The 20,371-nt window shown below is 43.1% G+C and carries 17 protein-coding genes; 12 read left to right on the top strand and 5 right to left on the bottom strand.

Annotated elements, in window-relative coordinates:
• Positions 1-41: 41 nt before the first annotated feature.
• Together ABF638_RS10880 and tftA are read right to left on the bottom strand one after the other, a co-directional pair.
• Positions 42-878, bottom strand: a complete 837-nt coding sequence (locus ABF638_RS10880) for a BsuBI/PstI family type II restriction endonuclease (protein ID WP_435022710.1) — start codon at positions 876-878, stop codon at positions 42-44.
• Positions 879-975: 97 nt separating this feature from the next.
• On the bottom strand, positions 976-2,328 hold the full coding sequence (tftA, locus tag ABF638_RS10875; protein WP_435022708.1) for a hormogonium tapered terminus morphoprotein TftA: 1,353 nt from the start codon (positions 2,326-2,328) through the stop codon (positions 976-978).
• 165 nt (positions 2,329-2,493) lie between these two features.
• Between tftA and dnaG the strand changes: the two genes are divergently transcribed.
• Positions 2,494-4,449, top strand: coding sequence for a DNA primase (gene dnaG, locus ABF638_RS10870; protein WP_435022716.1), 1,956 nt, complete (start codon positions 2,494-2,496; stop codon positions 4,447-4,449).
• A 211-nt stretch (positions 4,450-4,660) separates the two neighbouring features.
• Here the strand turns inward: dnaG and ABF638_RS10865 are convergent, their stop codons facing one another.
• Positions 4,661-5,992 carry a DEAD/DEAH box helicase gene (locus tag ABF638_RS10865; RefSeq protein WP_435022706.1) on the bottom strand — a complete coding sequence of 444 codons (1,332 nt, stop codon included), beginning with the start codon at positions 5,990-5,992 and terminating at the stop codon, positions 4,661-4,663.
• Between the two features lie 215 nt (positions 5,993-6,207).
• Here ABF638_RS10865 and infC point away from each other — a divergent pair, with 215 nt between their 5' ends.
• A complete protein-coding gene (gene infC, locus ABF638_RS10860) occupies positions 6,208-6,720 on the top strand; it encodes a translation initiation factor IF-3 (protein WP_181928348.1) in 513 nt (170 codons plus the stop codon).
• A gap of 270 nt (positions 6,721-6,990) precedes the next feature.
• On the opposite strand, the gene ABF638_RS10855 is transcribed toward infC, so the two are convergent.
• Positions 6,991-7,605, bottom strand: coding sequence for a TetR/AcrR family transcriptional regulator (locus ABF638_RS10855; protein ID WP_435022703.1), 615 nt, complete (start codon positions 7,603-7,605; stop codon positions 6,991-6,993).
• Between the two features lie 219 nt (positions 7,606-7,824).
• Between ABF638_RS10855 and ABF638_RS10850 the strand changes: the two genes are divergently transcribed.
• The 8 genes from ABF638_RS10850 to ABF638_RS10815 all read left to right on the top strand — a co-directional run bounded on the left by ABF638_RS10850 (position 7,825) and on the right by ABF638_RS10815 (position 17,456).
• Positions 7,825-9,132, top strand: a complete 1,308-nt coding sequence (locus ABF638_RS10850; RefSeq protein WP_435022701.1) for an ABC exporter membrane fusion protein — start codon at positions 7,825-7,827, stop codon at positions 9,130-9,132.
• A complete protein-coding gene (gene devC / locus ABF638_RS10845; RefSeq protein WP_435022699.1) occupies positions 9,129-10,304 on the top strand; it encodes an ABC transporter permease DevC in 1,176 nt (391 codons plus the stop codon). Before ABF638_RS10850 ends, devC (ABF638_RS10845) begins: the two co-directional genes overlap by 4 nt.
• 273 nt (positions 10,305-10,577) lie before the next feature.
• Positions 10,578-11,282 carry a DevA family ABC transporter ATP-binding protein gene (locus tag ABF638_RS10840; RefSeq protein ID WP_420760721.1) on the top strand — a complete coding sequence of 235 codons (705 nt, stop codon included), beginning with the start codon at positions 10,578-10,580 and terminating at the stop codon, positions 11,280-11,282.
• Between the two features lie 701 nt (positions 11,283-11,983).
• Positions 11,984-13,180, top strand: coding sequence for an ABC exporter membrane fusion protein (locus tag ABF638_RS10835; protein ID WP_435022714.1), 1,197 nt, complete (start codon positions 11,984-11,986; stop codon positions 13,178-13,180).
• Between the two features lie 111 nt (positions 13,181-13,291).
• The gene (devC, locus tag ABF638_RS10830; protein WP_435022697.1) at positions 13,292-14,464 is read left to right on the top strand and encodes an ABC transporter permease DevC; all 1,173 of its coding nucleotides are present in this window, start codon (positions 13,292-13,294) and stop codon (positions 14,462-14,464) included.
• 95 nt (positions 14,465-14,559) lie between these two features.
• Complete coding sequence (locus ABF638_RS10825) at positions 14,560-15,258, top strand: DevA family ABC transporter ATP-binding protein (protein WP_435022695.1); 699 nt, start codon at positions 14,560-14,562, stop codon at positions 15,256-15,258.
• 601 nt (positions 15,259-15,859) lie between these two features.
• The gene (locus ABF638_RS10820) at positions 15,860-16,795 is read left to right on the top strand and encodes a M23 family metallopeptidase (RefSeq protein WP_435022693.1); all 936 of its coding nucleotides are present in this window, start codon (positions 15,860-15,862) and stop codon (positions 16,793-16,795) included.
• A 121-nt stretch (positions 16,796-16,916) separates the two neighbouring features.
• On the top strand, positions 16,917-17,456 hold the full coding sequence (locus tag ABF638_RS10815) for a late competence development ComFB family protein (RefSeq protein ID WP_435022691.1): 540 nt from the start codon (positions 16,917-16,919) through the stop codon (positions 17,454-17,456).
• 394 nt (positions 17,457-17,850) lie between these two features.
• Here the strand turns inward: ABF638_RS10815 and ABF638_RS10810 are convergent, their stop codons facing one another.
• Entirely contained in the window at positions 17,851-18,483 is a 633-nt protein-coding gene (locus ABF638_RS10810; protein ID WP_435022712.1) for a L,D-transpeptidase, read from the bottom strand.
• 696 nt (positions 18,484-19,179) lie between these two features.
• On the opposite strand from ABF638_RS10810, the gene ABF638_RS10805 reads away from it, so the two are divergent.
• Positions 19,180-19,332: a hypothetical protein gene (locus tag ABF638_RS10805; protein WP_435022689.1), complete on the top strand. Its 153-nt coding sequence runs from the start codon at positions 19,180-19,182 to the stop codon at positions 19,330-19,332.
• A gap of 368 nt (positions 19,333-19,700) precedes the next feature.
• Positions 19,701-20,357 carry a sigma-70 family RNA polymerase sigma factor gene (locus tag ABF638_RS10800; protein WP_181928358.1) on the top strand — a complete coding sequence of 219 codons (657 nt, stop codon included), beginning with the start codon at positions 19,701-19,703 and terminating at the stop codon, positions 20,355-20,357.
• Positions 20,358-20,371 lie beyond the last annotated feature (14 nt).

Raw genomic sequence — 20,371 nt, 5'->3', positions numbered from 1 at the left:
TCAGTAACTAATTAATCCTTCTCTGGCTTTTCATCACTTTTTCAGCAAGCCCTAAATAGAACTTCAAGTTCCTTCTTCCGTTTAGGATTAATTGGCCCATGTGAGGTTACAGCTTCAATCAGCACCAACCAGTTATTTGTTGTGAAGTGAATAATCACATCTGGCATTTTGCCGTGGGAATCAATGTTAACGCCTAAATCTGCCAATGCTGCTTCATCGAAGTGAGCAAACTTTTCATCTGTATCGCCAACATAGATAAGCTTTCCATTAGAAGTAATTTCCAAACCGATCGAACGCAGCAATTCGCGCACCTTGGAATGAGCATTGATTTTCAAATAAGGCGGGTTGAGAATAGCATGGGTAAATTCTGTTGCGTTTGCACTATTCAATAAACCCATCTGAAGCAGCCTGACTGCATCTTCGATAAAATCAGTCTCACGAATTTCGTAATTGAAGGAAATACCTACACGTTGACATTCCCTTTCACATAGCTCTAGAGTCTGATGCAAATATCTAATTAGAAAAGGGTCAATTTCATAAGCTACAACGCGCAAACTTGAGGTTTGTTGTCGATGCTGGCATACTTTTTCCACAAAAGCGGCTAGTAATGAACCGATTCCTGCTCCAGCATCAAGCAAGGATATTTCAGGCAAATCCAGCTTATTAAACATCCCAACCATCAATTGGGCTACTGAGGCGGGAGTCAAAAATTGACCCATTGATGCTTTTTTGTCTTGTCTTAGCTTTAAACTTGCTACAGCCCGGTGAAGATCCACTTCTGCAAGCAAGTTTCCACTTGATAGTTTTGCAAGGCTGGTAAACTCTAAATTACTGTTATGACTTGCTACGAAAGCTCTACTGCTTGACGGGACGATCACGGTCTGTCTTCTTAATTGCGATCAAGTTTACAACAACTTTACGGCATCTTGATGCTGAAGCAGACCAAGTTTGTGATCGCATCATGCAGAAACTCACTCACAGAAGTCCTGCTGACTCATACAATCGTTTGAGCATTGCTGAAATCTTTGTACCATAATCCAAATCTGCTGACCAGCGCCCTGATAGCTGATCAATTAATGGCGCAATCCCACGTGTGACAAAGCGAAACCTGGGATCTACTACTTCCTGTACCAAAGGTTCTAAACTGGCGTAAGCTTTCAAATGTTGGATGTGCGCCCTGACTCCAATTCTGGCACTTGCAAAAGATGCAGCCTCCGAACCACCACCAATTGCACCTAAGCCTGCAAAGTTATTTTGCTCAGGTCTAATATCGCTACCAAACCGTAAAAATCCAGTTTCTACACACATTTGGCAAAAGGCAATATCATAGTTAACTCCCTCTATTCCTGCTTCTTCCCGATAAAGTTTTGGGATGTCAGGAAACTTTACTAAAGCATTTTCATTATTGTTTCTCAGAAATAATTGTAACTGTACTTCTGAAGTATTCCCGTTTGACATCACCCGCTCAAATTGACCAGAGCAAACCATCAAATTCGAGCGCAAACTAACAGTACGCGTTGCCGCATCCCAACTAACTGCAACATTAAAATCTCGCAGTTCAATCGCTTTAACATAAACTACTTTGCGATAGGTAATTCGATTGACATTAGCTGCTTTTGAAAGGTCAATCCGCAGACGGTCTACTAAATCAATAGGAATGTAAGCATTTCCATTAACTAAAACTCCTTGCTCCAAGTAATTTTGCCCATTAATATTGATATTAATCGGTGGATAATTTGCTTCGGCTGGAGTTCCAGGAGTGGGGTCAATCACACGGCTCCAAGTTACTAATCCATCGGCAATTCCTAAAGCAAAATCGCGGCGACGAGTTTGCAGCAAAGCCCGATCCTCTGGATTGCTGAGAAACCCCACTTGCATCACCAAAGCTGGAAGCGTTGTCTGACGACAGAATGCTAAACTACCCAAGCCACTATTTGTATCTGCCTTGACTCCGCGATTCGGTAATTGGGGTACACGGCGCAATAACCCCACTAGCAACTGTTCAGCATTGCTTTTGCGATCGCTATTATTAGCAATATAAAAGACGCTAGCCCCCCGCACAGAAGGGCTGCTAGCTGCGTCAGATTCAATTTCTAGGGCGATATCACCCCGGCGACCACGGGAATTGATCCAGGTGATAGTTTGGGCGGCGCTCAAGTCATCAGGAACCGCCAAAATTTCCAAACTCCGCGCTCTCAGTTCCGTGACAATCAAATCCCGCAGCAAAATCATTTCTTTTGCTTCACTTGTACCACCTGCGATCGCACCTGGATCAATTCCTCCCGCTTCTTTGCCTCCATGAGCAGCTGATATAAAAATACGTCCCATTTTCAGTATTTCCTCTGATAAAATTTAGTGTAAGCAATTCTACAAATCATTTTTGGTCTAGCAACAAGAATATAATAGCTATCAGAAGTCTAAAGTCATTTGTCCTTTGGTATTTCTCCAAAGTTCATGACCAATGACCAATGACCAATGACTAATGACAAAGCCATGCAAATCCCCCGCTTGCACCCAGACACAATTGAGGAAGTGAAACTACGGGCTGATATTGTAGATGTCGTCTCGGAATACGTAGTTTTACGCAAACGTGGAAAGGATTTTGTCGGTTTGTGCCCTTTCCACGATGAGAAATCTCCTAGTTTCACTGTCAGTCAGACCAAGCAAATGTACTATTGCTTCGGCTGTCAAGCTGGGGGAAATGCCATTAAGTTTGTCATGGAGTTGGGAAAGCGTTCTTTTGCTGACGTGGTGCTGGATTTAGCACGGCGTTACCAAGTACCTGTACAAACCCTCGAACCCGAACAACGCCAAGAATTACAGCGTCAGCTATCTTTGCGTGAGCAGTTGTATGAAGTTCTGGCTTCGTCAGCACAGTTTTATCAACACGCCCTCAGACAATCACAAGGGCAAAAGGCACTTCAATATTTACAATCTAACCGCCAATTCAAAGAAGAAACTATACAGCAATTTGGTTTAGGTTACGCCCCCGCAGGTTGGGAAACCCTTCATCGTTATCTAGTGGAGGACAAACATTATCCAGCGCAAATACTTGAAAAAGCGGGATTGATTAAGCCACGCAAGGAAGGCGGTGGTTATTATGATGTATTTCGCGATCGCCTGATGATTCCCATCCGTGATGTTCAAGGGCGCGTCATTGCCTTTGGTGGGAGAACTCTAACTGATGAACAGCCTAAATATCTCAATTCACCAGAAACCGAACTTTTTAGTAAAGGTAAAACCTTATTTGCCCTCGATCAAGCCAAAGATGGAATTTCTAAACTCGATCAAGCGGTGGTGGTAGAGGGATATTTTGATGCGATCGCTCTCCACGCTGCTGGTATTAATAACGCCGTCGCCTCTCTTGGTACAGCTTTAAGCTTAGAACAAGTCCGGTTAATATTACGCTACACCGAATCGAAACAATTAGTACTCAACTTTGATGCTGATAAAGCCGGAACTAATGCCGCTGAACGGGCGATCGGTGAAATTGCTGAATTAGCATACAAAGGCGAAGTTCAGCTAAAAATTCTGAATTTACCCGATGGTAAAGATGCTGATGAATATTTACATAGCCACACTCCAGAAGATTATGGAGAACTGCTAACAAATGCGCCACTTTGGCTAGACTGGCAGATTCAGCAAATTATTCAAGACCGCGACTTAAAACAGGCTACTGATTTTCAGCAAGTAACTCAGCAATTAGTCAAATTACTTAAAAATATAGCTAACAGCGATACACGCAACTATTATGTTTCCTACTGTGCAGAAATACTCAGTTTGGGAGATACCAGACTTATACCTCTACGAGTCGAAAATCTGCTAACTCAAATTGCTCCGGCTGCGGCTACATACTCTAAACCTGTGTCAGCGAAGAAAGCATGGGGAAGTAGCAAATCCCTACTCCCCACTCCCCACTCCCCACTCCCCACAGAACGCAGCCTTTTAGAACACGCAGAAGCCTTGTTATTGCGAATCTACTTACATTGTCCTGAACAGCGTCAAGCGATTATTGCCGAACTAGAGGAGCGAGATTTGCAATTTAGTCTTTCCCACCACCGATTTTTATGGCAACAGATTTTAGAAATTTCATCTGGTGATGGAGAAACAAGAAATTTTGCGTCTCTACCAGATTTAATTTCCCGACTGCAAGACCAGTTCTTAGAATTTGACAGCGAGATCGAGTTAATTTCCCATTTATTTCATGTGGATGAAAAAAACCAGAAAGAAATACTGCGGACTCCGCAAGTAGTTCAAGCTGCGATCGCTTGCATGGATTTGGTGATGCTTGAAAAACGTTATCGCCACTTTTTGGAACTATGGCAACAAACCGATCCCGAAACTGAACCAGAGCGCTATCAATCGTATTATCAGGCTTTCTACGCTGAAAAAATCAAGCTTCAGCAAATAGACCGACAACGGTTATTTTCGATCACAGACTTACTGTAGTTTTGCACTCACGTCATTAAACAACGCTATCAAGATGCGCTAGAGAGGGAAGAACAACTGTCAAAGCTTTTGTTAAGAAAAATGTTTATAATGCATAGCTTAAAAAGGGGGGAACCGGAGTCAAAGTCCCCCTTCAAAAGGGGGATTTAGGGGGATCTAAAACTTTTGATACCGACAAGAGGACTTTTCAAACATCCTCTAAGAACGAAGATCAGCGATCGCGTTTCGCAGAACGGCGCGATGCGGAAGAACGATTATCGCCATTCGTGGCAGGTGGCGCTGCCTTACGTTTAGCCGATGTCTGTGGTTGCGGTTTAGCAGTCCGAGCCGGACGCTTATCACCTCCAGTCTTGGCTCTGTGTTGCCGTCCATTTGGGATTGGTTCAGCCTTGATGTCGGGGTTGGGGCCAAAGCCATCAACCACTTCCTTTGGTAAGCGCTGCTCGATCAGTTTTTCAATATCTGTCAATAGATGCTGTTCATCAACGCACACCAGCGACACGGCTTCACCTGATGCGCCAGCGCGACCGGTGCGACCAATGCGATGAACATAATCTTCTGGTACATTGGGCAAATCGAAGTTGACTACATGGGGCAGTTCGCTGATATCAAGACCCCTAGCAGCAATGTCTGTCGCCACCAGCACTTGTAATGTGCCATTTTTGAACTTTGCCAGAGCATTAGTACGCACCGGCTGGCTCTTATTACCGTGAATTGCCAGTGCTTGAATCCGGTCTTCGCCCAACTGCTTAACCAAACGGTCAGCACCATACTTAGTGCGAGTGAACACTAGCACTTGATACCAATTATCTCGCCGAATCAAGTGAGCAAGTAATTGACGTTTCTTGTCACGGTCTACCTGGTAAACTTTCTGGGCGATCGTTTCGGCGGTAACGTTGCGGCGTGCTACCTCAATCATCTTCGGGTTATTGAGCAGTCCGGCGGCTAGTGCCTTAATTTTGTCTGAGAAAGTAGCGAAAAATAGCAAATTCTGTCGCTGTTTGGGCAGAAGTGAAAGGATGCGGCGGATATCATGAATAAAGCCCATGTCCAACATCCGATCTGCTTCATCCAGCACTAAAACCTCAATATGCGACAGGTTCAGCGTCCCCTGCTGTACATGGTCTAGTAGTCGCCCTGGAGTAGCGACCAAAATATCTACTCGACCCCTCAAACGCTGTTTTTGCAGATTAATACCGACTCCGCCAAACATCACCATTGAGTTTAGATTTAAGTACTTGCCATACTCGCGCACGCTTTCTTCCACTTGTGCAGCGAGTTCGCGAGTCGGGGTGAGAATCAGCGCCCGAATTGGTGGGTATCCATTAGATGTACCTTTGCCCTTGTTAGACGATAACCGATGCAAAAGCGGTAGTGTAAAACTAGCGGTCTTGCCAGTGCCAGTTTGTGCGCCAGCTAACAAATCGCTACCCGATAATACAGCCGGAATCGCTTGCATCTGGATTGGCGTGGGTTCCGTGTACCCTCGTTCGGTAACGGCACGGATAATTTCATTGGACAAGCCGAGATGAGAAAAAGACATAAGACTCCAAAAATAACATCGGCCTGTCGCCAATGAGGCGTCAGTCTTAGGCGGACGGATAAAAAATTATTGAAAGGCTGGATGGGCAGTAGCGCCAAGACTGAGAGCGAGTGCCGCAGTACTTAATCCTAACAGATTGCCGTCTATTGTGTTGTTAAAGTTGCTCTGATTCAGTGTTGTGTTAAATTGGCATTACCTGCTTGTAAAGCAAAGTATTGAACAAATGGGAGAAATTCATTATCGCAATCCAAAAGCAACTGATTAATTCACAAATCAAGTCACCTAGTGTCTTCTTGATTGACCATGAGAATAACAATCGTGGTCTGATCGACACCAATGAGGCGCTACAGCTAGCCGAAAGCTTAGAGCTTGACTTAGTTGTAGTCTCCCAAGGTAAAGACGCTCCGATCGCGAAGATTCTCAACTATGGGAAGCTTCAGTATCAAAAGAAAAAACGTCAGAGCCAGAGTGCTAGACCTACGGTAAAGGAAGTTAGGTTCGGTCTAAACGTGGGTGTCGCTGATTACAATTTACGTATTGAGAAAGCAGTTCAGTGGTTGAGTAAAGGCGATTCAGTCAAATTTGCCATCCGTTTACGAGGCCGAGAACATCAATATCGTGACCAAGCAGGAGAACTGCTAGACCGAATTGCCAATGATCTCAGTCAAGTAGGTAAAATCCAGTCACTGGATAAACGCGCACTAATTGTTCAAGTCATTCCTGCCTAGTTATCTTGCGATCGCTGGAGGATGTATTTGTGGCAGCTTGTAAGAAACCAAAAAAGCCGGAGACAGTACTGTAACTTCTATAGAAAAAATAATGAAGATTGCTCAGTGCTGAGTTAAAAGACCGTCCATACAACAATAGTTGGGGCATTTACTAAGTACATAAGTATTAAGTAATTTTTTAATTAAATCAGCACTGAGTGTAGTCAACTGTTTCTCAAGGTGAATTTGACCTTCTGACCAAACAAGCGCCACGCGCCGGGATCTAACCAATCAATCGGCGCGTTTAGTGATTAAGTGTGTCAAGGCATCAATCAAGCGATCGCTTTCCATTGGTATAATGTCTCTCCCATGCATCACATCCTGAGTAATATGAAAATGCACTAACGCTCCTAAAAGAATTCTTGCTGTTGCCTCTGGGTCAGGTATATTTAGCTCAGGAGCGGCCAAGTATTGAGTGAGAGTTTCCGCCACTGGCTTAATCATCGCTCGGACACAAATTTGAGCTAACTCAGGAAAACGACCAGATTCCCCTATTAATACTCGCATAAATGCAGTATGTTCTTGGTCGCTATTCATCAAATCTAATGCTTTGGTACCTAAGTGATGTAGTACGGCTGCTGGTTCTCCGGCAATCGGTTCTGTGCCAAAAATGGAGTTATTCTTTTTGCTCGCCAGTTGCTCTAACAGTACTTTAAAAAGTCCTTCTTTATCTTGAAAGTGGCTGTAGACTGTCGCTTTAGAAACACCTGCTGCTACTGCTACTCGATCCATACTTGTACCAGCATAACCATTTTGGAGAAACTCTTGCATTGCCCCTTGCAGAATTTGCTCCACTTTATCAACGGAATTATCGCGATCAACTTCGTCAGATTTAATGCGTACCATTTATTAATCATCCTCTCTTATAAACAATTTTAATAGATGTGGCAATTTACCCTACGTCATTAATCCCAGTCCTGACAAGCATTCTGGTTTATAACTCAAGGCAAGCTGATTAAATTGAGAATTCTACCTTGGTGCTATTGACTAAACTACTCCGTTTAGTTTAGCATGAATTGAACTGAACAGTTTAGTACAAGTTGCTAATGGGGAAAGGTGAACACTATGGTGCAGAACTGGAAACTAGAGGATTTAAAGTCTCCCCAAAATCTTTTGCGATCGCCAACTACACTAGCAATAATTACATCTCTACTAATAGGTGGAGTTAGTGTTTACACGGTACTAAAGTTTCAGGCTACCGCCAATGAGAAGCAAATAGCGCCAGTAGCTGTTCAGCCAGTAGTAAAAACAGTTACAGCATTGGGACGCTTAGAACCAAATGGAGAAGTAATAAAACTGTCTGCAACTTCTTCAACAGAGGGAAGTCTGCTTCAGAAGCTATTGGTGAAAGAAGGCGATCGCGTCCAGGCTGGACAGGTAATTGCCATTATGGATAGTCGCGATCGCTTGCAAGCAAGTTTAGTTGAAGCCCAAAAACAAGTTCAAGTTGCCAAATCCAACCTTGACCAGGTAAAAGCGGGAGCAAAACAGGGAGAAATTGGAGCAAAACAAGCTGCTGTCAGCCGTCTGCAAGTCGAATTAGAGGGAAATGTCAAAACTCAGCAAGCCACAATTGATCGCCTAGAAGCAGACTTGCAAGGACAACGAGAGAGTTTACAAGCAACGGTGGATCGTGTTGCAGCCGAAAAGCGGAACGCTCAAATAGATGTGCAACGCTACGAAGCTTTATACAAAGTAGGGGCAATTTCTAGTCAAGAAGCTGATCAAAAACGCTTGAGTGCAGAAACTTCTACTCAGCAGGTAATCGAAAACCAAGCCAATAAGACAAGAACTGTAGCTACTTTAGAACAGCAAATTAAGGAAGCCAAAGCGAACCGCAACCAAACCCTCGCTAGCTTGCAACAGCAGATTAACGAAGCCAAAGCCACCCTTAACCAAACCGCTGAAGTCCGTCCTACCGATATTGCCAACGCTCAAGCAGAGGTAGACAGCGCTCAAGCGACTGTGGCAAAAATTAAAGCGCAACTTAATCAGGCTTATGTCCGCGCACCGGATGCGGGACAAATTCTGAAGATTAATACAAGGGCTGGAGAAACCGTTTCTAATGACGGGATTGTGGAACTAGGTCGAACCGACCAGATGTATGCAGTTGCAGAAGTTTACCAAAGTGATATTAACAAAGTGCGATCGGGGCAACGGGTCAAGGTAATCAGCGATTCCCTCCCTGGAGAATTACAGGGAACCGTCGATTGGATGGGGATGCAGGTACAGCGGCAAAATCTCGTCAACAGTGACCCCTCTAGCAATATTGACGCCAGAGTAGTGGAAGTACATGTGCGACTAGATGAAGTATCTAGCGTCAAAGCTGCAAAGTTTACCAACCTACAAGTAAAGGCGGTAATTGAACTGTGATTGGATTTATTCAACAACTGCGGCAGCGAACCCCCCTGGGATGGTTGCAACTGAGTCATGAAAAAAGCCGTCTATTGGTGGCATTGGGAGGCATTGCTTTCGCTGATATTCTTATGTTCATGCAGCTAGGGTTTCAGACCGCCTTGTTTGAAAGTAATACTAAGTTGCACAACAGTATCCAGGCTGATATTTTTCTAGTTAGTCCTCAAGCCCGTAACGTGTTAAATGCGTCCACCTTTACGCGGCGGCGGCTGTATCAGGCAATGGATGTACAAGGGGTGAAGTCCGCAGAACCAATGTATGTCAACATTGTCGATTGGAAGAATCCTAAAACACGCCAAAAGACATCTGTGCTAGTTATCGGGATCAATCCTGAAAAGCAAGCCTTTGACTTACCGGATGTGAACAGCCAGATAGATCGGGTGAAGTTACCAGATACCCTTCTGTTCGATCGCGCTTCTAGAGGAGATTATCAAGAAGCGATCGCTCAAGTCGCACAAGGACAACCTGTGACGACTGAAATTGACCGCCGGACGATTACCATTAGCGGCTTATTTTCAATCGGCGCTTCCTTTGCGGCTGATGGCAACCTGATTACCAGCGACCAGAATTTCTTGCGGCTATTTCCTAAACGAGAAGCAAGTAGTGTCAGTATAGGTTTGATTCAACTAGAACCAGGTTATGATCCCAAACAAATCAAAGCAGCTTTAGAATCTCATTTAGATGATGATATTAAAGTTTTAACTAAAGCAGAATTTATCGAATTTGAAACAGATTATTGGAAAAAAAATACAGCCATCGGGTTTATCTTCAGCCTGGGTGTAGGAATGGGGTTTATGGTGGGCGTGATTATCGTCTATCAAGTCCTTTCTACAGATGTGAATTCCCATATCAAAGAATACGCCACTTTCAAAGCAATGGGCTATAACAATCTCTACTTATTAGGCGTGGTGTTTGAAGAGGCGATAATTTTGGCAATCTTGGGCTTTATTCCAGGAGTGATCGCACCTTTAGGACTTTATGCTTTAACTCGCAATGCCACCAATTTGCCACTTTATATGACGGTAGCGCGAGCCACCACAGTGCTAATGCTAACAATGATTATGTGTATTATTTCTGGTGCGATCGCCACTCGGAAATTACAGTCCGCTGACCCCGCAGATATGTTTTAAAAACTGTCATTAGTCATTAGTCATTAGTCCTTTGTAATTATACCAATTTGAAAAAAGAATGCGACAAATAGACCATTTGTAGAGACGCGATTCATCGCGTCTTTACCCAAGGATGTGTTGCAATCATTAATTTAACTGGTATTAGGACTTACGGAGACTCTAGGAATTATTATCTACGACAGCGAAATTAGCAATTTTGGCGTAAGTCTTGGTAATAACAAATGACTAAGAACAAAGGACAAATGACAATCATCAGGAATAATCGAGCTATTTATGACTAGTCAATCCGTTATCTCTGTTAAAAATCTCGACCACTATTTTGGTAATGGTCAACTCCGTAAGCAAGTTCTTTTTGATATCAACCTGGATATTAACGCTGGCGAAATTATTATTATGACTGGGCCTTCTGGTTCTGGTAAAACGACACTTCTCACCTTAGCAGGCGGCTTGCGTTCTGCCCAATCCGGCAGTTTGCAGATATTGGGACAAGAACTTTGTGGCGCTAGTACAGGACAACTTACCCAAGTGCGACGCAATAATGGTTATATTTTCCAAGCGCACAACTTGCACGGTAGCCTGACAGTACTCCAGAACGTCAGAATGGGCTTGGAAGTGCATAATAATATTTCACCGGACGAAATGAAAACCCGGTCAGCCCAAATGTTAGAGGAGGTAGGATTAGGTCATCGCCTCAATTATTATCCTGATGATTTATCTGGGGGACAAAAACAAAGAGTTGCGATCGCTCGTGCATTGGTTGGTCGTCCTAAAATTGTTTTAGCAGATGAACCTACCGCCGCCCTTGACAGCAAATCGGGACGAGATGTGGTCAATCTCATGCAAAAACTAGCTAAAGAGCAGGATTGTACCATTCTCTTGGTTACTCATGACAACCGTATTCTAGATATTGCCGATCGCATCGTCTATATGGAAGATGGCAAGTTAGTAAATGACCGTGCTGTTGTTGCAGCCAGTTAGGCTACTAGTACAGCACGGCGGAAATAAACCACCCATTCCCAATCAACAAAACCCTTACGCTGTCTTCATTTTTAATTTTTAATTTTTAATTCCGCCTTGCGGTACTAGGTCTTCCAATAAATTTCTAACGGCCGATTTTAGATTAAGTTTACTACTCCGTATTGCACCCAAATGATAGATTTTAAATATCCCTTAACTTTTCAAAGTATCGGATAAAAATATCATGATTTTTGAGTGGAAATAACTCTAAGTTTTAAGTAGACATAATTTAGTGTCTACTTATGTTTTGTAGATTAATTATTATACCTGCAATCTGGTTTTTATATAGAATTAATCATCAAAAGTTGTTATTGTTCATAATTTTGACAAAAAACACTTATTTTATTGGCTTAATTTGATTCTGATTGTTGGCGCTGTTACAACTCGTAATTTTAAAACGGTTTACTATACCTGAGTACTTTCATCAAACAAAAGTAGTTTGCTAAAAACATAAACCTCTAATTTGGTAGAGATGTTAGTTGTTATCCCAGCCAGATAAATCACTTTATCCAAGTTAAATCTCAACAATTTCCAAATTATTTTATGGATTTGAAATTGATAAATCAACAATAACTGACTCAAAAAGTAGGAATTAGCAAATAAATACTGAAACAAGCCTAATTTGTTCTTTTTCTGCGCCACTAGTTAAGAGGTAATCTATGGTGCGAAACTCAAAGCTAGGGTACAGAACGTTCCCTAAGTCTATTCTGCGTCCATCTGTTGCTATAGGTATAATTGCATCTTTATTGATTGGCGGAATAAGTTTTTATATAGTAAAACGCTGGCAAAATTATGCAAATCCAGAGACACAAGTGCCAGCAACACAATTGCCACAGTTAAAAACGGTAACAGCTTTAGGGCGGCTCGAACCACAGGGGAAAGTTATTAAACTTTCTGCTGCGGTGTCTGCGGAAGGAAGCCGGGTAGAAAAGTTGTTGGTGAAGGAGGGGGATAGAGTAAAGGCAGGACAATTGATCGCAATTTTGAACAGCCGCGATCGCCTCCAAGCAGCTTTAAAAGAGGCCCAAGAACAGGTAAAAGTAGCCCAGGCAAACCTAAACCGCACCCAAGCAGGTGCTAAACGTGGTGAAATTGCTGCCCAAAAAGCTGCGATCGCTCGTTTAGAAGCCGAACGCCAAGGTGATCTTAATGCCCAAGCCGCGACAATTGAGCGATTCCAAGCCGAAGTGCGTAACGCCCAAGCCGAAGACGAACGCTATCAGCGACTATATCAACAAGGCGCAATTTCCGCTTCTCAACAGGATAGCAAGCGTTTAAACTTGGAAACCGCCCAAAAAAGCCTACAAGAAGCCCAGGCACTATTAAATCGTACCCAATCATCTAGTCAGCAACAAATTAAACAAGCCACAGCAACACTTGATGAAATCGCTGAAGTGCGCGGAGTGGATGTAGAAGCAGCTAAAGCAGAAGTCAATCGTGCCGTAGCAGCCATGAATCTGGCAAAAGTTAATCTTGAACAGGCTGTAGTGCGATCGCCCCAAAATGGCCAGGTATTTGAGATCCATACCCATCCTGGAGAATTAGTATCAAATGATGGCATTGCAGATATCGGTCAAACCAGCCAGATGTATGTCATAGCCGAGGTCTACGAAAGCGATATCAGCAAAGTGCATTCAGGACAGCAAGTGCGAGTATTTGGTGATTACCTCCCGATTGAATTACAGGGAATCGTAGATCGCAAAGGCTTGCAAGTGCGACGACAGAATGTCATTAACACAGATCCCGTCAGCAATATCGACAACAGAGTAGTAGAAGTCCATATCCGACTAGATGAAGCTTCCAGCCGAAAAGCTGCCACCTTAACCAATATGCAAGTTAAGGCAGTAATTGAATTGTGAAATTTGTCATTAGTCATTAGTCATTTGTCATTGGTTATTAATTCTTCTTCGTTACTCCCTTATTCCCTCATCTCCCTTGTCCCCTCATTCCCCCACTCCTCACTTCTGATCATGGGATTGCTCAAACAACTGCTACGGCGAACTCCTCTAGGATGGCTGCAACTGAATCATGAAAAAAGCCGTCTTTTCGTGGCATTGTCAGGTATTGCCTTTGCGGATCTTCTGATGTTCATGCAGTTAGGCTTTCAAACTGCGTTGTATGACAGTAACACCAGATTACATCGCAGTTTGCAAGCAGACATTGTTTTAACAAGTCCCCAAGCCCGTAACTTGCCAAGCTTGTCTACATTTTCTCGTCGGCGACTTTATCAAGCAATGGATATACCAGGGGTGAAGTCAGCCGAACCAATGTATTTCAATAATGCAATCTGGAAAAATCCCCAAACACACCGTGAGACAGGGGTGTTAGTTATCGGCTTTAACCCAGACAAGCCAGCCTTTGACTTACCAGATGTTAACCAGCAATTGCAAACGATCAAAATGCCAGATACCGTTTTGTTTGATCGTGGTGCAAGAGGAGATTATCAAAAAGCGATCGCTCAAATTGACCAAGGTAAAACCCTGACTACAGAAATAGAACGGCGCACAATTAACATTAGTGGCTTATTCCAAGTCGGGGCTTCCTTTGGTTCTGATGGCAACGTGATTACCAGTGATCAGAATTTTTTGCGGCTATTTTCTGGGCGACAGTCCAGCAGTGTCAGTCTAGGTTTGATTGTTCTTAAACCAGGCTATGAACCGAAAAAAGTAGCAGCAATGCTCAAAGCCTACCTGAGAGATGATGTCAGAGTATTAACCCACGCCGAATTTATTGAATTTGAAAATAACTTCTGGAGAACAAATTCACCCATTGGGTTTATTTTCAGCCTGGGTGTATCGATGGGCTTTGTCGTAGGCGTGATCATTGTCTATCAAGTCCTTTCCACCGATGTTAATGCCCATGTCCGGGAATACGCCACCTTTAAAGCAATGGGATATCGCAATTACTACCTGCTAGGTGTGGTGCTTGAAGAATCGTTGATCTTGGCAGCACTCGGCTTCTTCCCTGGATTGGGAGTATCTTTAGCACTTTACCAACTGACTCGCAGTGCCACAAATTTACCCATGTACATGACTGCGATTCGGGCATTGCAGGTATTCGTGTTGACTATCATTATGTGTACAATTTCCGGTGCGATCGCCACCCGCAAACTCCAAGCCGCCGATCCTGCTGATATGTTCTAAATTTGTCATTTGTCATTTGTCATTGGTCATTTGCAAAGGAAAAATGACAAAGGACAAATGACCAATGACGATCATCACGAGTAATCGAGCTATTTATGACTAGTCAACCCGTCATCTCTATTAAAAATCTCGACCACTATTTTGGTCATGGCTCACTCCGCAAGCAAGTTCTGTTCAACATCAACTTAGAGATTAACGCTGGTGAAATTATTATCATGACTGGGCCCTCTGGTTCTGGCAAGACTACTCTGCTGACCTTAGTAGGTGGATTGCGTTCTGCCCAATCTGGTAGTTTGCGGGTGTTAGGACGAGAACTTTGTGGCACTAGTGCTGAACAACTAGTGCAGGCGCGACGCCGTAATGGTTATATTTTCCAAGCACATAACTTGCATGGTAGTTTGACGGCACTCCAAAACGTCAAAATGGCTTTAGAATTGCACAAACATCTTGGGTTAAAAAAGATGCAAGCTAGGTCAGCCCAAATGTTAGAGCAAGTAGGATTAGGAAATCATTTGCATTATTACCCTGATAAACTGTCTGGGGGACAAAAACAAAGAGTAGCGATCGCTCGTGCCCTAGTCAGTCATCCTCAAATAATCCTCGCGGATGAACCCACCGCCGCCCTTGACAGTCAATCAGGACGAGATATAGTTAATCTCATGCAAAAACTGGCAAAAGAACAAGGCTGCACCATTTTGATGGTTACTCATGACAACCGCATCCTAGATATTGCCGATCGCATCGTTGACATGGAAGATGGCAAACTCAAGTCAAAAGTAATACTATCAGCCTAAAGTTGATCAGCGTATTCCATCATGCAAAGTTAATTTCTAAAGTAAATCTTAAGTATGGCGTGTCCATACTAAATTTGTGCATTATTTTTATGCTTTTTTGGCGTTAAAGCGCTACTAAGAGCAAATTTTAAGATATTTACATTATTTAATATAGTTTAATTTATCCTCGCGGACTTACTTAGCTAGTTTAAGTAATTTCCCCATACCGATTTCAACCTAACAGTGTGATATTAGTGTCCAGTTGAAAAAGTGTCTAGTTGATTCCAAGATTTTCTTCAAGTATCATTATGTAACGAGTATAATCACAACGAGTTTCCTTTGTTGCCTAACAAGTGAAACCTATAGCAAGCCACAAGAGCAATTTTTGCCATCAACCATAGTTAAATTTTATGCTCATTATCAATGTCATATACATTAATTGTTAGAGTTAATACCAATTCACTAATAATTACAGATAAAATCATTCGCCCTTGCAATCCATAAGTACTTAGAGAATTTGCTAACATTTATGGTTGACAACAACATCGGCTTCAAATAGGAAACACTAGCAATAATAAGCTAGTCTATTTTCCAACACAAGCAAGGGTTTTTTTGTAGTTCTATGATTATTGAGAATAGCGCTAGTAGTTCAAACAAAAAGTTGCTCGGCTTTGATGTCAAAACTTTGACAGCCAATCGTCGTGCAATAAATGTGTTAAAGGGAATATTTGCTGTTCTCCCAATCGCTTTGGCATTGCCTGTAGATGCTTTAGAAGTAAAAGTGACTCCAACTAATCCTAAATTAGGGGATACACTCTCGGTGGAGATCAATCTAGATAATCCAAAAAATGGTACAAATCCAACAGTAGCTAGTGGTAAGAATACATACCCAGCTTTTGAAATCGCACCCAATCAGTATCGGGCTTTTGTTCCCACAACTCCACTAGAAAAATCTGGAACTAGAACACTTCGGGTTGCAGGGGATGGTCAAGTACAAAACTTGGCAGTGAATGTGCTTAATCGCAAGTTCCCCGTACAACGCATTACTTTGCCACCTGGTAAAGCTGGAGTGAATGCCACAGAGCATGAACTTCAGCGTGTGGCAGCTTTTAAGGCATTACAAACACCAGAAAAGTATTGGAATGGAGTATTCCTGAGACCAAATGCAGGGCGAATGAGTACAACCTATGGTGTACGTCGCTACTATAATGGTACATTTGCAAATGACTACTATCATCGTGGTCTTGACTACGCTGGTGCTACCGGTTCATCCGTAATTGCCCCAGCCGCTGGGCGAGTTGCTTTGGTAGGTAGGGTATCCCAAGGGTTTCGGGTTCATGGTAACGTAGTTGGCATTGACCACGGTCAAGGAGTAACCAGTATTTTCATGCACCTTAGTCGTATTAACGTTAAAGAAGGTGATTTGGTGAAAGCTGGTCAACTAATTGGCGCAGTAGGTTCAACAGGTGCTTCTACGGGGCCACATTTACACTGGGGTTTGTATGTCAACGGACAATCTGTTGATCCAACACCTTGGCGAACTAAGGTCTTTAACTAGTAGAGGCGGAGTTGATCACGTCTGTGCATGATTTGTGTATTTTTTGCTGAGAATTAGGCAAAACAAATTGGATTGATACCGTCCCTACCTTGCTTGGCTAACATAAATGATGATAAGCGTTATGAGTATCGAAAAAATTGTAGAACAAGCTCTCCAGGATGGTTATTTGACACCAGCAATGGAAGCAGAAGTCGGTAGAATCTGTGACAACGCCTCGGAACTCTCAATTGAAGAGTATATGGCGCTGGATCGGCTGATGGGTGCGCTATTGACTGGTGAGGTAGTGGCGGTACCTCGCAAACAATTCATTAACGTTATGGAAGAATTGGTACTAACGGAAGCGATCGCACGAGTCGCAGAAATTGAAGCTACCAGCGAAAGTTCTCTGGATGTCGGGGATATTGCCGCTTACGCTCTCAATCGACTACCACCTCTGTATGCTACTACAGAAGAGGGTGCTAACTTTCAGCGCCAAACGGCTCAGGAACAACTGCAAGACTTAATTTCTCAGCAAGTAAGTGAGGCGATCAACCGTTACCTAGATCGACCCAATTTCTTCCCAGAACGGCAAGCCTTGGGCAAAAACACTGGTAATGAGGTTGTACGCCAAGTTAGTGCTTTACTCCAGACATACGCACCTAATTTTGAGCAAAAATTATAATTTTAAGAGTCATTGGTCATTGGTCATTGCCCATTGCCCATTGCCAATAAGATAAGTACAAAGTTTTGTGTTTCCTAGTTCCCAGCCTGGAGGCTGGGAAACCATTCTGGGAGGCTCCGCCTAGGCTGTTGATTTTGGCTATTTTTTGGGGAATTACCGAAAAATTATTTGTGCTGGTTTTTGCTTGTGTGAAAGCGCCCGCAACAGCCATCTTTACGCCAAAATAAAAAACACAATTTCTGCATGAAGTCTTGTGGGCTAAAAGGTACAGAGTCAACAGCCTAGGCTCCGCCTCCTCTTTCTTGAAGAGTTTACACAAGCCTTTCGGCTTTTATTAGTGCCATTCAGTCATTTGTTTTAGACAAATGACAAATGACAAATGACTCTTAATAAATTAATCACGTACTACCACTGCTGTACCTAAACTCACTTGGTCATACAATAATCGGACATCAGAATTACGCATCCTTAAGCAGCCGTGGGATACCGCCGTTCCTACCAGGTCAATTTCCGGCGTCCCATGAAAGCCAATTTCATTCCGTCCATCTGTCCAAAAACCAATCCATCTGTCTCCCAAAGGGCTATCCGTACCAGCTTCAAATACTTTGCCCGTAATTGGGTGACGCCAGATTGGATAGTGTCGCATGTGGATTATCTGGAAAGAACCTGTAGGCGTTTCCCAACCTTTCTTACCTATAGCAATTGGGTAGCTTGCTATCACCTCATCCCCTGCGTATACATAGGTGCGGCGATCGCTTAAATCAACTACCACTTGCGTCTTGGCATCTGCCAGCCTATTAGATGCTACTTGCTGGGCTGAAGCCTTAGACCATAGAGCTTTTGGCCAACTATCCGCAACCGGATTTTGTCTTTCTGCTTGTGCCACCAACTGCGTCTTAGTTGGTAGGTCAGTTGCTTTCGCGATGTTCTTCTTAATGGTTTGAGGCTGAGTTTGAGGCTTAATAGTAGAAGGCTTAAATGTAGATGCCTTTCGATTAGTTACTTTCGCTACAGGTTTCTTAATTATTTTCGACTTAGTTTGAGACTTACCACCAGAAAACCTGAGTGTAGCAGCCTTCCGAGTCGTTGCTTTGGCTACATTCTTCTTAATTGTTTTTGACTTAGTTTGAGGCTTAAGAGCAGAGGGCTTTGGTGTAAATTCCCTCTTCTGGGCAGTTGAGCCTTGGGTCACTTCACCAGGTGGCATAGAAGATGCGCCCATAGCAATTTCCCCTAAACTCACTTGAGAAAGATTCTTGTAGACTCCCTCTGGGCGGCTTCCCTTGGGATTGCTTAGGGTAGAATCTCGCCGCATCGAAGTAGATGCAGTCTTCTCAAACTGCCGTTCCGCCGTAGTAATGCGCCAATGGACACCTAAAGATAGAAATGCTGTGCCAAAACAGAGCAACATTACCATCCGCCCTACAGATTCATTTCTTAGCATTGCCATCGCCTATTGTTTATCCCTGACATATCCAGCCGAGCAATTGAATGGGTTCATCATCCTATTATCAAAAATTTATCAATACTTATCATTTCTGCTATAAATCTGCCAACACCTCTGGGCAAACTAAGACTATGCGAATTGTCCCAGCGGCAAAACTTCAAGCGAGAAACCTGATTACTCAAAAGTTCTGGGGATTGTAAGCCAATACTTGGACTTTTTGGTGGAACTCTTGAAATGTAGCAATCAATCATTAATGGTGTAGGTGGAATAAAAACCATGTTTGAAAAACTATTGCTAGCAGTCACAATTACATTTTCCCTCAATTTCTTTTTTCAAGTTCGCGTACCAGAGCAACATAACTCTAGTGCTGCCTACGGCCCACAACCAGAACAATCAGCAACTATTCTGGTAACAAAATCAAAAAAATAAATCACTATCTTAACAACCACAGCAACCCAACTTCCAGAAATTATTACCTGAATTTTAAAGGTATCAAGAAGTTAGAATTACAAAATTTTTATCTTCATCCTTATAACCAGATTTAATTATTTTTATCAAGCGTATATACCCAGTTGCGAAAAGTACTAAAATGTGCATATTATAGTAACTTTGTTAGTTGATGGGTGCAAAGGCAACTATGGGAGCAGTATAAGGAAAAAGTGGCTCTCCTTATTGCTATAAATGTATCCAAAATTGTATGCTTCAGTGTTCCAGTAATAAATCCGTCACCTTAGTATGGAACTTATGTCCCATTAGCAGGTCTAATAGATAGGGATGATTTAGAGCCAGTACGATCTATGAGTCAGTCGATTACTGTATCCTGGTCAACGGTTGATGCAAAGTATCCAGAAGCATCAGTGCAAGTTGACAAACTCCCTAACCACGATTTAATTTTGCGCTGTCAAGCGGGACTGCGACCAGATCGTGTTGCGTTTGCAGAACTATTACGCCGCTATCAAAGTCAAGTTGATCGAGTTCTTTACCACCTGGCTCCAGATTGGGCTGACAGAGCCGATTTGGCTCAAGAAGTTTGGATTCGAGTGTATCGGAATATTAACCGATTACAAGAACCTGCTAAATTTCGGGGCTGGTTAAGCCGCATTGCCACCAACTTGTTTTACGACGAGTTACGGAAACGCAAGCGGGTTATGAGTCCTTTGTCGCTCGATGCTCCCCGCTCCTTAGAGGACGGCGAGATGGATTGGGAAATCGCTGGTGATACCCCAGGGCCTGAAGAAGAACTGACAACTAGAGAATTTTACGAGCAATTGCGGGAAGCGATCGCGGATTTACCAGAAGTTTTTCGTACTACCATCGTCCTGAGAGAAATCGAAGGCATGGCTTATGAAGAAATTGCCGAAATCACTGGAGTTTCCTTAGGAACTGTGAAGTCAAGAATAGCCAGAGCTAGATCGAGATTGCAAGCTCACTTGCAGAATTATCTAGACTCCTAATTTACAGTATCTTG

Origin of the sequence: Nostoc sp. CALU 1950 (assembly GCF_051172895.1) — a bacterium.
In the GTDB taxonomy this organism is placed as follows: domain Bacteria; phylum Cyanobacteriota; class Cyanobacteriia; order Cyanobacteriales; family Nostocaceae; genus Nostoc; species Nostoc edaphicum_A.
This window is presented reverse-complemented; position numbering and strand designations above follow the sequence as displayed.

Coding starts and splice junctions, on each gene's coding strand:
- ABF638_RS10805 (WP_435022689.1), top strand. CDS start 19,180: ATGTTTGAAAAACTATTGCTAGCAGTCACAATTACATTTTCCCTCAAT.
- ABF638_RS10865 (WP_435022706.1), bottom strand. CDS start 5,992: ATGTCTTTTTCTCATCTCGGCTTGTCCAATGAAATTATCCGTGCCGTT.
- ABF638_RS10840 (WP_420760721.1), top strand. CDS start 10,578: ATGACTAGTCAATCCGTTATCTCTGTTAAAAATCTCGACCACTATTTT.
- devC (WP_435022697.1), top strand. CDS start 13,292: ATGGGATTGCTCAAACAACTGCTACGGCGAACTCCTCTAGGATGGCTG.
- ABF638_RS10820 (WP_435022693.1), top strand. CDS start 15,860: ATGATTATTGAGAATAGCGCTAGTAGTTCAAACAAAAAGTTGCTCGGC.
- ABF638_RS10825 (WP_435022695.1), top strand. CDS start 14,560: ATGACTAGTCAACCCGTCATCTCTATTAAAAATCTCGACCACTATTTT.
- dnaG (WP_435022716.1), top strand. CDS start 2,494: ATGCAAATCCCCCGCTTGCACCCAGACACAATTGAGGAAGTGAAACTA.
- ABF638_RS10850 (WP_435022701.1), top strand. CDS start 7,825: ATGGTGCAGAACTGGAAACTAGAGGATTTAAAGTCTCCCCAAAATCTT.
- ABF638_RS10855 (WP_435022703.1), bottom strand. CDS start 7,605: ATGGTACGCATTAAATCTGACGAAGTTGATCGCGATAATTCCGTTGAT.
- ABF638_RS10815 (WP_435022691.1), top strand. CDS start 16,917: ATGAGTATCGAAAAAATTGTAGAACAAGCTCTCCAGGATGGTTATTTG.
- tftA (WP_435022708.1), bottom strand. CDS start 2,328: ATGGGACGTATTTTTATATCAGCTGCTCATGGAGGCAAAGAAGCGGGA.
- ABF638_RS10800 (WP_181928358.1), top strand. CDS start 19,701: ATGAGTCAGTCGATTACTGTATCCTGGTCAACGGTTGATGCAAAGTAT.